Source organism: uncultured Sunxiuqinia sp., assembly GCF_963974515.1.
Classification (GTDB): domain Bacteria; phylum Bacteroidota; class Bacteroidia; order Bacteroidales; family Prolixibacteraceae; genus Sunxiuqinia.
This window is the reverse complement of the sequence record NZ_CAXBDD010000099.1, coordinates 1-14593: the sequence shown is the minus strand read 5'-3', so window position 1 is coordinate 14593 and position 14593 is coordinate 1. Positions and strand designations below refer to the sequence as shown.

The following is a 14593-nucleotide window of genomic DNA, read 5'->3' as shown; positions in this document are numbered from 1 at the left end:
CTTTTTATGGATTAACAACCACTTTGGTTAAAGAATTTTTGGGTAGCTCAAGCACCAAACGATTGCCGTTTTCAACCAAAACCTGAACATCAGAGATCTTTGCAGCATCACCATTGGCTTCGTCTCTTACAAAAGAACTGGCAATCACTTCTGAAACATTGACGCCTTTCAGCTCTACCCCTGCTGAAAGCAACGCTGAATCCTGAGTCTTATTTAGCAGATAAATATAGAGTTCATTGGTTTCCTCATTCAAAACGGCAATATCATATACACCTGTCTTAAGTGATGAACACTTCACCTGCATTCCCCCCATGGCATCTCCAAACATTTCAAAAACGGAAACCAATGGATTCGGAGAATAATTATTGGTAGGATCCACCAAATAACGATTTACTGCTGCCCCGGTAGAATGAGGCCATTGAACACCCCAGAAGCTGGCCATAAAAAGTCCGCCGTCAATAAATTGTGAAAACTGCTCCGAAATCATCAGTGCCGATTCAAACTTTGAAGGTGTTTCCTCCTCTGAAGGAGATGGCCCCAAGTTCCACTCATTACTGGCCAGCTTAATATGCCCATGCCCCAGTGAATTGACCAAAGGTTTAAAAGCCATAATCTCCCGAACATAGTCAAATCCATTGTACCATTGATTTTTGGTACCCATAGGAAAACTATTGAGCCACAAATCGAAAGTGGATTGCCCATACTGCCAGTACCAGTGAACTTCCATGATGTCAATATTGGCTCCTGCCTGCTCAATCAATGTCTGCATGCTACCTGTGCCGGAAGTAATATTTCGCGTCCAGTTCACTATAAATTCAATATCAGGACTGAGTGCTCGCATAGCTGGCGCATATAAGTTAATCTGTTCAGCATACTCAGTAGCTGTCATGGTGTAATTGGCCCCGTCGTGATAGGCTTCATTATCGAGGTACCAGTACCTAACGTCATAACCGTTATCCAGGCAGTATTGAACCAAAGCCACTGCTTCATCAATTCCATCCTGTACCCTGTTGTATTTTAATCCGGAACCCATATTCACGCCCACCATAGGCTCTGCACCAATAGCATTTACATTGGCCATATATTCATCCACATCCATAAATTCTGACTCCGGCTGATCATTGGCCGAATCATAATTAGGGTCCCAATTGTCCATCCAGCCTTCGCCGTTAAGATTATTCCAATGATAACGATTGACTACGGCACCACCAGGATAACGCAGAATTCCGGCATTCATTTTCTTCATCAATGCGGGAATCTGGCCATTCCCGTTTTGCCACATGGCATCTGCTTCGAAGCAGTAAATGGTGTTGAATCCCATCAGAAGAGGACTGACCGTTCCTTTTGTTTCGTTGACATCTATCATGACATCATAGTCTGTCTCTATAGCCGGAACATCTTCTATACTGTCTGAGCCGCTGTCACAGGCATTAAAAACCAGTAAAACAACAACTGCTATTATTTCAAAATACTTTTTCATTTTTCTTTGATATTTAAGGCCTAAAAGAACCCATATTTTAAAACGCTTTGTAACCAATTGAAGCGTCACCGGATATCTCGAATGGAGTCAACTACCTCAATTGCTGAAGAAACTCATCTGTCATTTGAATGTTATGAACATCGTTTTTCCTGTTAGGTGGATTTAAATCACCCGCCCCGGGAAGAGGCAGGTGATTTATTGGCTCAAATAATTATTCCGGAAGAAAATCAGTTAACCTTAACCACGGCAAAATTCCGGATATAATAAGGATTATCACCAGTATCAAATCCGGGAGAAAGCTTCAGACTGAAGGCATCAATCTCATTGGTTTCAACGTCTCCGGTTCTGCGACCTCCGGCGTCTTTTACCTCAAGAGTAACCTGATGCCATTGATTGGCAGAGGGGATGGTTCCGGTGTAAGTATTGTAGATACCTGCCTTGTCATTTTTATACTTGGCAAAATTAGCCATGTACAGATCAAAGTTCAATGCGAAAGGCAAGTCGCCCGGTGCATCCGGATTGGCAGAGTTATCGTAGTAAATCTCAAACTGATAGGCCCGTTTTCCGGCATCAATCTCATTGATAAATACCTCAGGAATTGGATTCCCCATATTGGCAATTACATTGGTAAATCCACTGTGCTTATCAATCTTTAAGGCTTTATCTCCCTCCGGTCCCTCGGTATTAAGCGTAAATACATCATAAAAAGCCGCATCATCCAGAAGCCACAAAGCTCGCAATGAGAATTGCTCCACTTCCAAACCTCCCTGTGCTCCAATGACAGCAGCAAATTGCCCACCAGGCTGATTGGGAATCGGTTCGTCCACAAACTCCACAAAAGGTCCGTTCAGATTATTAATCAGGAAGTATGGATCCAATCGCCCTTCGGCTTTTGCTATGATTTCATTGGTTGAAATGGTTTGATCCGCTTCATCCACTAGGGTAAAAACAAGAGTTGTATCCTCCACATCAGGCATCACAAAACTATATTCAACCTCATCTTTTAATTGTCCGTAAGGGAAAGTATGAACAACCTTATCATTCAAATTCAAGCTGACAAGCCCTGCCTCAGCTTTCACCTCGAGATTAAAAACAAAGGCATCTTCCACCATGATATTGATAGTGTCTTCAATATTCTGTTCCACTTCCATAACCGGCTGAGGATATTCATCCAGTCTGACCTCATAGGTAGGCGTTGGCTCTTCACAACTCTCCGTTACTAAAATGACGAACAGGAATGGAAGTATTTGATATAATATCGTTTTTTTCATTTTTTGATTTTTATCGAATTTATGGGGAGGAAACACATCCTACAAAGTTAAGCATCCCCCACCCCGTGTGCTCTCTATATTTCACAATCACGATTCCGACTTACCAGCCATAATTCTGTTCAAGATTCTGATTAATTTCCCTGGCTGTAAAAGGAATAGGATACAAGTAATTCCTCATCTCCGGGAACAGATATCCGGAACGATCTCCATTTGAATTTTGTGGTTCCAGCAATACCCCGAGTCGAGCATAATCAAACCAGCCGTGAGCTTCACCGGTCAATTCCCATTTGCGTTCCTGAAGAATATCTTCTTTTAGAATTTCTTTTTCTGTCGTTGTAAGCGGATTAGCACCAGCTCTTATGCGCACCTGATTAACTCCCCACAAAGCATTGGGGTCATTCAACTCGTTCAAAGCTTCGGAGTACATCAACAATACATCGGCATATCGTAATACCGGGAAATCACATCCGTAATCTTTTCCGTCAATGGCGCTGAAACTCGGGTCTGGTCCTTCCTGGATATCACTTAGAAACTTACGCAGATGAGGTGCCACCAATGGCGACTCAGGATAAGAAATGGTTGCCCCGTCCGAATTAATATAAGAAGTCATGAAACTGGCATCGCGGCGTTCATCGCCGGCAGGATAGGAATTAAAAAACTCAATAGGGGTACCGCCCGATTTCCATTCAACCAATGCAATACCAGAGCCTTTTGGCACCCAAACCGGAGTCCAGCTGTTTCCCTCACCACCGTTGAATCCGCCGGTACCGGCCAGATACTGAATGGAGAAAACAATTTCCTTACCATTGGGGTTTTCGGGATCAAATACATCTTCAAAGTTTTCTTCCAATCCGTAAACATTCATATCAATCACTTCTTTCAACTTGTCGGCTGCTTTCTGATAATAAGCAGGATCCCCTTTTACAAGAGTACCCGTTTCATAATCCAAAGCATATCCGGCCATCGTTAAATAAACTTTTCCCAACAGTGATTTGGCAGCTCCCATAGTCGCTCGACCGGCTTCTTCCTGAATTTCAGGAAGGTTAGCTTCAGCAAACTCAAGGTCCTCAATAATAAACTGATAAACAGAATCCCTTGATGTCTGATTCATAAACTGATTGTCGTCAAGTTCAACTGTTTCATTGGTAATTAACGGAATATGCCCGAAGAACCTTACCATATTGAAATAATTCAGAGCCCTCAAAAATTTGGCTTCACCAATGATTCGGCTTTGAACTGATTCATCTTCTATTGTCATCGCAGAAACTCTGTCAATGACAGAATTGGCCCTGTTATTGATGTCCCACGCTTTAGTCCAAAACGGGTAAAGACGGCTATTTTCATCGTCTTCATATGTATAACGATCAAAATCATCATTCCAGAATCCAAAGTGCATTTCTGTGGGATAATCGACCAAATGCCACATACCACGTCCATAATAGGCATCATCCTGAAAGCCGTCATAAACCCCGTTCAGAGCTGAAACAGCATCCTTTTCTGTATTATAGAAATTTGCAGGTCCCAATTGACTGTGCATATTTTCATCCAGGAAATTGTCTTCGCATGACCAGGCGGAGAGTACAACTGCCCCGACTATCATATATTTTGTCAGTCTGTTAATCTTCATAACTTAAATCTTTCTTTGTCAACAATTAAAAAGTAACATTGATTCCCATGGTATAAACCCTGGGCATGGGGTAAGCTGAATTATCTACCCCCAGATTTGTAGCACTTTTACCTCCGGTATTAACATCCGGGTCAAAACCAGAATAGTCGGTCAGCGTGATCAGGTTTTGACCACTTACAAACACCTTGGCAGCCTGTAAATATTTGATATTGCCTACAGGAATATTATAAGACAGATTGACGTTTTGCAATTTTATGTAGCTGCCATCCTCAATCGCCGGCATTGATCCTGTCCCTCCAATTCGCATAAATTCCGCATCAGGGTTCTCGGGGGTCCAGCGGTTCAAGACCACCTTGTCCAGGTTGTTACGCATATTGGTAACCTGCGTAAGATAAGAGCCGGTGCGGTTCAATATATCATTGCCCTGGCTACCGGTAATGAACAGAGACAGATCAAATCCTTTGAATGAGAAATCGTTGGTAACACCGAAAATAAAATCCGGATTGGGATCACCCAGAATCACCCAGTCTTCACCAGAGATTTTCCCGTCCGGGATACGGTTGCCCTGCTCATCGAAAGCTCCGCCAACATCCTGGTAGCGCACGTCTCCCGGCTGAGCTGCCGGCTGAATCATTGCCCCGGATTCACCCACATGGCCATAAACTTCATCCCAATCGCGAAAAATACCATCAAATTGACGACCGCGGAATACGCCAACAGGTTTTCCAATTTTCCACTCACTCGCTTCATCATCCAATGAAATAATTTCATTCCTGTTGAAAGAGATATTTCCTGAAAAATGCCACTTAAATCCTCCTTCTGCAATGGCTGCAAACAAGGCAAGTTCAAGTCCTTTGTTTTCCAACTCTCCGGCGTTGGTCATAGAACCTGTATATCCAGACATTGGATCCAGTTTCTTAAAATATAGAAGATCTTTTGTTTTTTGTTGATAAACATCAGCGGTCAGACTCAAACGATTTTTAAATAAACCAATATCCAGACCAACGTTTGAGGTTGTGGTATATTCCCATCCCAAATCAGGATTACCCAGTGAACCGGGATATACAGCAGTCTGAACTGCATCATTAAAGGGATAACCACCTATTCCCAGGATAACCTGTGACTTATACAGACCAATATTGGAATTACCTGTTAAACCATGACTCAGTCTCAATTTCAGATTGGCCAACTGAGCAATATTGTCCTTTAAAAACGATTCCTCCGAAATTCGCCAGGCAAAAGCCCCGGATGGAAAGAATGCCCATTTTTTGTCATCTGCCAGCTTGGAAGAGCCATCATATCTTCCGGTAAACGTAAGCAAATACTTACTCCTGAAACCATAGTTGAGACGACCGATGTAAGATTCCAGCTGCCACTCAGTCTTCCAAGATGTCGGATCTCCATATTCTTCAGCTGAAGCCATATTGTTGTATAGCAAAACATCAGAAGGAAAGCCAATACCATTCATTCCATTAAATTCGGCCACTTCCCACTCTCTGGAGTAACCTGTCAGTAAATCAATTTTGTGAGCGCCAAAAACGTTTTTATAGGTCAGAATATTTTCATTGATATAATGGTTGATCTCACTGTTATCAATCGAAGCGGTCCCTCCTTTCAGCCCCCCGGAAATGGTGGTTGAAGGATTAAAGCTAACACTCTTACCATTACGTATATCCACACCATAACTTACTTTGAGGTTCAACCCCTCAAGCGGCGAGATATTTGCAAACAAAGATCCAATCACCCTGTCAGTTGTATTTTCATTGGTGATTTCTTTAGCATTGGCCACTGGGTTTTCAATTCCCTGGGCTCCAGGAAAATTATTGGCTGTATATTCACCGTTTATGTCATAGACCGGCAAAACAGGAGACATTTTAATGGCAGCATTGATCGTTCCGCCTCCGCTTTCCATGTTGGTATTTTCTCCTGAACTACTGGTAGTGTACCGGCTAACATTCAGATTATTGCCCAGTGACAACCAATGATTGATTTCCATGTCGGTATTCACTTTAAAAGTTCCCCTGTTAAAACTTCCGCCTAATATGACTCCTTCATGGTCAAGATAGTTTCCGGAAAGAGCATATTTTGCTTTTTCGGTACCTCCTGTAACAGAAAGTTGATGATTTTGAGCAAATCCTGTTTTGGTAATCTGGTCGATCCAGTCCGTACCTTTTCCAATAGATTCGGGACCGGGGAAATAACGATTATCACCAACATACAATGGCTCACTACCTGTATTCACTAACCATTCATTAAAGACCATAGCAAACTCCTCACCATTGAGAAGATCCAGCCCATTCTTCATTTCTTCAAACTTGATGTAATTGGAATACTGAACACGGGCGTCCCCTTTTTGACCCCGCTTGGTGGAAATTAAAACCACACCATTGGATCCACGCGAACCATAAATTGCTGTTGACGAAGCATCTTTAAGAATCTCCATTGAGGCGATATCATCCGGATTAAAAGAGTTCAAAGTTCCCTCATCAACCGGAATTCCATCGACAATATATAATGGCTGAATTGAGCTGTTCACAGAGTTTCCTCCGCGAATAATAACACTTACACTTCCTCCGGGTGCGGCTGAAGTAGTCTTCACCTGAACCCCTGCAACTCGTCCCTGCAAAGCTTTATCGAACGATTGCACAGGCATTTTGGATATCTCCTCCGCCTTAACCGATGCAACAGAACCGGTGAGATCACTTTTCTTAACCGTGCCATATCCGATCGCGACAACTTCATCAAGTCCGAAGACTTCCTCCTCCATAGTCAGGGTTATGAAATTTTCATCCTGCACGGGGACCTCAACTGTCTTAAACCCGATAAAAGAAAAAACCAATACTGCATGTTCATCTGCAGAAATCGTGAATTTCCCTTCAATATCAGTAATTGTTCCATTAGAGCTTCCCATTTCAACCACCGTTACACCCGGCAAAGGAAGTCCCTCCTCATCTTTAACCACGCCGCTTATAGCGGACTGAGCAAAAGCTGCAAAGTTAACCGCACATACAAGAACGGTTACCATTAAAAATTTAAATAACACTTTTCGTTTTATCATAGCAATTTAAGTTTAGATATACGTTTCAGACAACATAAATACTAATGCAGCCACCCCAATCATGGTCAGTGCCAAAATCAAGACTTCTGCCCAGTATCTCTTTTTTACTTTCTCCCTATTCATACAAAGCTTATATTGGTTTTTTCATTTATTGACATTACAAATCTAATTTTCACAAACCAACCAATTGGTCATGAATCAACCAAATACTAGCACAGTAAGGCTTTGTTGTTTTTGTGCTATTTGTTGTCTGTTTTGTGTCATTTCCATCTGATATTTGCCAGTAACCTATAAATCCTTATGCCTGGAAACTTATTTAGATTGCAATTTCGCACCAAAACTAAAGGGGCATCAAGATCATTTTTGACACTGTTTCACACCTTCGCCATTAGCTCATAATGTTCACAGATTAATTCAATTTTTATTACCTTTCTAATCTTATGCATTATGAATTCGGGGTTACGAAAACATTTCATACAAATCGTGTTACGTTGCACAACCATTGCGGATCAGCCCGTCACATTTTATGTGAATAAAAATTCAGGGGATCATGCCAACAGCGGATCATCAACATCTCCCACCTGAAAGGGCGATTAAGAGCCCCGTGACATAGCTGCTGAAGGGCTTTTTGAATTAATCCACATTATTTTGGGCTCACCGAAAAGTCCGAACGACGAACTTTAAGTGTTCCCCAATCGAAGGAGTATTGAAATGCGTCAAAATTTGATCGGTGAAGTAATTTTTGTTCTTCTGATCAGCAGTTTTCTTAAAAACAGGTGCAAAAGATTTGTGCTTGCTGTGAAATAACCTTACCCCCATGTACTTGATATTGGATGGTTGGTAGAACCTGTATTTTTCAGCGCACCTTCAGATAGCAATGGAATAGCAAAGAAATAAAATACCTGAATCTAATTCTCTTTGGAAGAATACTCTCTGGGAGAAACCCCAAAAAACTCTTTAAAACTTCGAGTGAAATACGACCGATGCGAAAAACCTACCATATACATTACATCGGCAACATTCAACTCCTTGTTTTTCAACAACTGAGCGGCCCTTTTCAAACGGGTATTGCGGATAAACTCTGTCGCCGTTAGTCCGGTAAGGCCTTTTATTTTCCGGTATAAGTTGGTATGACTAAGTCCCACGGATTGACTTAATCGTTTGACATTTAAATCAGTATTATCAATATCCTCCTCAATGGTTTTAACCAGTTTTTCCAAAAAATCACGATCCACGGACCCCACATTAATTTCTGAAGGTTCCAACGCTTTGTTTGTCATAAATGCTTCTCTCAGTATGATTCGTTGCTCAATTAATTTCTTAACCCGCAACAAAAGAAAGTCAAGATGAAACGGTTTTTCGATATAATCATCAGCTCCCTGAGATATTCCGTCCATTTTATTCTTCATCCCTGTTTTGGCCGTTAACAAAACAATCGGAATATGAGAAGTCCTTATATCTTCCTTCAATTTTTCACACATATCAATACCATCCATTTCAGGCATCATCACGTCAGAAATAACCATGTCAGGCAACTTTTTCATCGCAAGCGCAAGCCCCTCCTTCCCGTTATCAGCTAGAGAAACATCATATTCAACCCCTAAAGCGTCAGCAATAAAAGCCTGCATATCCGGATCATCCTCTACCACCAGTATCGTGGCTTTTTTCTCCGCCTCTTTCTTACTCTCATTTGATTCCTTACGAACCTGATTACTCCGAATGAATGGCTCTGTCACCCGGGTAGATTGATCATATACGATACCTGAGTCCGGCAAAAGTGTCTTATCGTAAGGCAATAAAACAAAAAAGGCGGTCCCTTCATTTTCTTTCGTTGTAAAATAGACCTTGCCATTGTGTTCCTCTGCAAAAGCTTTTACCAGCGAAAGGCCAATTCCTGTGCCCTGCTGAACATTCTCATCATTAATTCTAACATTTACAAATCGTTCAAAAATCCGGTTCTGGTATTCAGCGGGTATTCCAACGCCTGTATCAGAAACTTTAAGTTCCACATACTCCCCATTCAGTGTTAAATCAACTTCTACATCTCCTCCCGGAGGGGTAAATTTCAGGGCATTAGACAATAAGTTAAAGAGTATTTTTTCGACTTTTTCAAGATCAAACCACATTTCCAAGGACTCGTGATTACTATTAAAGCGGAGATTGATATTCTTTTTTTCCGCCATGGATTCAAAATCCACCATAACTCTATTGACAACCATCAATATATCGCTGTTCTGAATCTTTAATTTATCAGATCCGGACTCGATTTTCCTGAGATCAAGAACCTGGTTTACCATTTTTAAAAGGCGATCTGAGTTCTTTTTTATGGTATTCAGAATTTTTAACTTCCCGGGATCTTTTTCCTTATTTATCAGTTGCCCCAGTGGACTCAGAATCAAGGTCAGAGGGGTTCTTAATTCATGTGAGATATTCGTAAAAAAGCGAATTTTTATATTATACAACTCATCGCTTTTTTCTCTCTCCATTCGTTCATATTGAATTTCGTTTCTATATTTCATTCTAGCTATCAACATCCTGCGAGAAATAAACAAAAGTGAAGCAAGCATGACAACATAAAGAACCAACGCGGCCGGAGAAGCCCATATAGGCGGCAATACTTTTATTTGAACAACTCTGCTATCCGTATTAAACACACCATATTCATTGGTTGCTTTCACCTTAAACTGATAGGTTCCCGGTTTCACGCGGGTATAAGACGCATAGTTTTTATCGCCATCGACAGTCTGCCACTCGTCTTCGTAACCATCAAGAATATAGGAGAAACTTACAGATTCGTGATCGTCAAAACCAAGTGTTGAAAACTCAATGCTAAAAGTATTGTCTTCATAATCCAGCTCAATTTGTTCTGCCTCGTCAATATTCTTATTTACTATTTCTTCCTTCCCTTCTTTCCTTTTTAAACTTACAGACTGCCCGGAAATTCTGAAATCGGTAAAAAACACCCTTGCAGGCCTGGAGTTCACTTCAATCAACTGAGGATCAAAATTCACAAATCCTTCAAAACCTCCAAAAAAGACGCGCCCCGAGGCATGCTTATATACACCTCCGCTAAAGGTTTGAATATTCGTTTCGCGAGATGAAAATTTCAGGAACTTGTCTGTTCCGGGATCAAACTTGCATATTAGGCCGGGAGTACTAAACCAATACTCACCATTATCAAAAACGAAACCGGTAATATTTTCTTTCAAATTAACAACAACAGAAAATTCGTCAACATCAGCATTGTAACGGTAAATATCACCTCCAGCCAAAGCCAGGAAGTCATCTCCACTCAAGGGATCTACCTGCCCCACAAAATCAATAGTCAAATCACGCTCCTTGTCTTGAATAGTAAACCTCTCAAACACCCCCTTAACCGGATCAAAGCGGTTCACCCCCTTGGTAGTAGCCAGTAACAGCCTTCCAATAGAATCGGTTTTTATATCAATGATAATATCGGAGGATAAAGAGAGGGGATTGTCAGGCTCATTTCTAAAATTAACAAACTGAAGATCGGGAAAATCATCATCAATTATTTTATACAATCCCTGTCTATATCCACTTAACCACATGTCTCCCGCAGCATCCTGCTCCAGAGCATATATGTAATTGGTTTTTAGTCCATTATTCGACTTTTTCTCAACACTATATTCGTAAAATCGCTTATTATTCAGATCATAAACATTAATCCCCCCACTTGTGGCAAACCAAACCTTCCCATTTTGATCGGCATGAACTGCTTTTACTTTACTGTGCAAAACCTTCGGTGGTTGAAAGTACTGATAACCATCACCTGAAGTATCATAAAAAATTATGCCTTCCATACTAGCCATCCATAAATCCCCAAATTCATCGAAAGCAAAATCATTAATAATAATCCCTTTTCGCATCGTTTGAGAACCTGACTTTACTTTATTCCAGATAAAAGGCCATTTGGGAATGTAAGTTTTATCAAGTCCATTATCAGTTCCCAGCCACACATACCCATTTTTATCCTTCAGAATGGCATTCACCGTATTATTACTGATAGAGTAGGTGTTTTGATAATCGTAGAGATAGGCCTCAAAGGAATTCTCTTTGAAGTCAAAAATATTAAGTCCATAATCGGTACCCAGCCAAACAACTCCTTCCTCGACTAACTCGACAGATTTAACAACATCATTGCTAATCGAATTGGATTGTTTTCGATGGTTGTAATGTTCGAAGTCTCCTGTTTTTCGGTTTAACAAACATAAACCCGTCTCTGTTCCTATCCATAATAGGGAATCATTTTCCGGGGAGAATGGATGGATCGCAAGTATTAGGTTATTACCTTCACTGTTCTCTTCCCGTAAGCGGAAGCGGCTAAATTTATTGGAAGATCGGTCATAACAATTGAGTTGATCATAGGTACCAATCCATAAATTTCCATCCGAATCCTCATACAAAGAACGAATCACATTATTACTCAACCCTGTGTCAACTCCAGGTTGATGCATTATCGCATTGACCTGCCGACTTTTGAAATCAATAAAACGCAATCCGTTATTGGTTCCTATAACCATTTCTCCCCACCTGGATTTTAGAAGTGTACGACAATGCTCGTTAACAATCAGAGCATCTTGAACCAAAAATGTGTTCTCTAAATCCGGGTCAAAGACAAAAAGTCCATTCATGGAACCAACCCATATCTCCCTGTCCTTACCTTCTGCAAAGGCCAGTACATGACCAAAATCCAATAATTCACCACCCTCAGTATAAGCCTCTATGCGTTTCGCATTATAACCATCGTACCTTATTACTCCATCTGCTAAACCAACCCAAAGAAACCCTTTACTATCCTCTAATAAACAATTTATTTTTTTCCCTTGATAAGAAGAAGGCAAATCAACATGTTCAAACTGATACTGCCCATTAGTAATATGAGTTGAGAAAAGTCCCGATAAAATCAAAAGAAATAAAAACCAACACTTCATCCACTAACTTTTTTAGAATGCCCGCCACGTTTTACTCTTAGAGAATAAAATATATACCTCTCTTATATAGTCTGCAAAAGATCAGGTTAAGTTGCTAAATTAGTTTTTTTAACATTCATTTCATAGCTATGATTAATATTCTAAATTGATCCCTGAAAAGCTCCGGTTTTCAGGCGTGACTATATAACGATAAGTATAAGAATAGTAGCCGATTGCATTGCGATTTCCTATCTAGTTACACAAAAGTTGAAGCGGGTTACAACCCCCGAATTCGCTACTATCTCGGCTATTATTTTTATACATTATTAGCTTTAGTAATTATTTCAACCAGTTCTCAAAATTGTCTTTATTTATCACTTCGAAAGATGAATTAGGATAAGTATTTTTCCATTGTGTTGGGATTTTCACTTTTGATTCTTTCCATTTAAATTCATATCCAAATAGTGAACCATCTCGCTCTTCAACCCAGTCAATCTCTTGTTGTTCATAAGTTCTCCAGAAATAGTTATTGGATGAAAGTCTTTTGTATTCCTGATATTTTAACCTTTCACTTATCATGTAATTTTCCCAAAGGGCACCGATATCATTTCGCGATTCAATAGAATTAAAATTTGCGATTATTGCATTTCGTATTCCATTATCTAAAAAATACCAACGTGAGTTTTTTGTTATTTCTTTTCTTAAATTCCTACTAAAACCTTCTACTTTGTGAAGAATGAAAACTTTGCTTAATAAATCTAAATACTTTTCAACCGTATTCTTACTTATACCTAATTGATTTCCTAATTCCTGAAGAGATACTTCTCTACCTATTTGGAATGCTATCAGACGTAAAAGATTAAATATTTTTTGTGAATTCTTGATGTTTTCATATACAAGAATATCTTTTAGAAGATATGAACTTACCATTTCATTTAGATAATCAATTTTATCCTCTCTATCTGGCAAGTGTAACAATTCAGGATAATTTCCAAAAATCATTCTTTCACGTACCTTATCAATTTTGGAAATACTATTTTCAATCTGATTATATTCATTCTCAGATAAGGCAAATAAATTGAATGTATACTTCCTACCTGTCAATGGTTCTCCTGCATCCTTATGGATATCAAATGAAGATGAGCTTGAAATAATAATCTTTAATCCTTCGATCTCATCAATCATCAATTTTAATTTCAACCCAATTTCTTGTATTTTCTGCGCTTCGTCAATATAGAGAACTTTGTATGAACCTAAAATCTGTCTGTAATTCTCAACACTCCTAATGGAAAGCTTGTCATGAACATTAATATCCTCTCCACTCATTGTTAGAACAGGCTCATTAACTTTATCAAGAATTTCTTTAACAAGTACAGTTTTTCCAACCCTGCGCGCACCACATACAATTACAACCTTATTCGGCTGTAATTTCTTTATAATATTCTCTGACAATTCTCTGACTAAATAATTCATAATTACGTCATTTTCATGACGCAATTTACACTAATTTTATTAAAACACCAAATTTACACTGCGCTCCGATTATTAAAGCTAACACAATCCTAAAGTCGAAGTAGTGAGGTCATCACCCCCTATATGCCAGAAAGATGAGAAAGGGGGAAAATGCGAACTATAAAGAATATCCTACAAGCAAACAGTTTAAAATAATTTAGCATAGAATACTCAATCATTTCAAACCGCTTACCAACCGGCCAAGAAAAAGTCAAGATTTGTAGCTGCCGTACAAAGAAGGAAGAATAACCATATCATTACATCTGCTTCGAAATTATACGATAATACAGTAACTCCCATGCTTTTCTCTACTATGACATCATTAATGGTCTCAGAGTTTTTTTGAGTTCCTTTAGTGGTTATTGACTTATTTACTGATTCAGAACATGGGATACATCTTTCCACAAAAGCATCCTATTTTGTTTACTTAATCGACTGACTTTTATATATTTACAAAATACACTGGATTTCACACATTGGTTTAAACTGGATATAAAACAACACAATAAACTGGAATACGCACAGCGCATTAGACTGAATTTCACACAGAAATTAAAGTTCAAAGATTATGGCAACACCCTCGGAAAAGCTGGCTCAGGCTTTAGAAATTTTGCAACAACTGCAGAATGAAAAAGGTATTGCTGTAGTCCGTGCCAATGAGCTTACACGCACGATTAAAGAAAGACTTGTTGCCAACGGGTTTTTAAAGGA

General features: G+C 39.7%; 6 protein-coding genes. All 6 read right to left on the bottom strand.

The window, feature by feature from the left end:
* Positions 1-4: 4 nt before the first annotated feature.
* Positions 5-1480, bottom strand: coding sequence for a hypothetical protein (locus AAC033_RS15845; protein ID WP_339739880.1), 1476 nt, complete (start codon positions 1478-1480; stop codon positions 5-7).
* Between the two features lie 227 nt (positions 1481-1707).
* Positions 1708-2751, bottom strand: a complete 1044-nt coding sequence (locus tag AAC033_RS15840; protein ID WP_339739879.1) for a hypothetical protein — start codon at positions 2749-2751, stop codon at positions 1708-1710.
* A gap of 100 nt (positions 2752-2851) precedes the next feature.
* Positions 2852-4378: a RagB/SusD family nutrient uptake outer membrane protein gene (locus AAC033_RS15835; protein ID WP_339739878.1), complete on the bottom strand. Its 1527-nt coding sequence runs from the start codon at positions 4376-4378 to the stop codon at positions 2852-2854.
* A 25-nt stretch (positions 4379-4403) separates the two neighbouring features.
* Positions 4404-7436 carry a TonB-dependent receptor gene (locus AAC033_RS15830; protein WP_339739876.1) on the bottom strand — a complete coding sequence of 1011 codons (3033 nt, stop codon included), beginning with the start codon at positions 7434-7436 and terminating at the stop codon, positions 4404-4406.
* 908 nt (positions 7437-8344) lie between these two features.
* Positions 8345-12391, bottom strand: a complete 4047-nt coding sequence (locus tag AAC033_RS15825; RefSeq protein ID WP_339739874.1) for a two-component regulator propeller domain-containing protein — start codon at positions 12389-12391, stop codon at positions 8345-8347.
* Positions 12392-12709: 318 nt separating this feature from the next.
* Positions 12710-13843, bottom strand: a complete 1134-nt coding sequence (locus tag AAC033_RS15820) for a DUF4143 domain-containing protein (RefSeq protein ID WP_339739872.1) — start codon at positions 13841-13843, stop codon at positions 12710-12712.
* Positions 13844-14593 lie beyond the last annotated feature (750 nt).

Bases quoted from the DNA above. Each gene is read 5' to 3' on its own strand.
- AAC033_RS15845 (WP_339739880.1), bottom strand. From the start codon at position 1,480: ATGAAAAAGTATTTTGAAATAATAGCAGTTGTTGTTTTACTGGTTTTT.
- AAC033_RS15825 (WP_339739874.1), bottom strand. From the start codon at position 12,391: ATGAAGTGTTGGTTTTTATTTCTTTTGATTTTATCGGGACTTTTCTCA.
- AAC033_RS15820 (WP_339739872.1), bottom strand. From the start codon at position 13,843: ATGAATTATTTAGTCAGAGAATTGTCAGAGAATATTATAAAGAAATTA.
- AAC033_RS15840 (WP_339739879.1), bottom strand. From the start codon at position 2,751: ATGAAAAAAACGATATTATATCAAATACTTCCATTCCTGTTCGTCATT.
- AAC033_RS15830 (WP_339739876.1), bottom strand. From the start codon at position 7,436: ATGATAAAACGAAAAGTGTTATTTAAATTTTTAATGGTAACCGTTCTT.
- AAC033_RS15835 (WP_339739878.1), bottom strand. From the start codon at position 4,378: ATGAAGATTAACAGACTGACAAAATATATGATAGTCGGGGCAGTTGTA.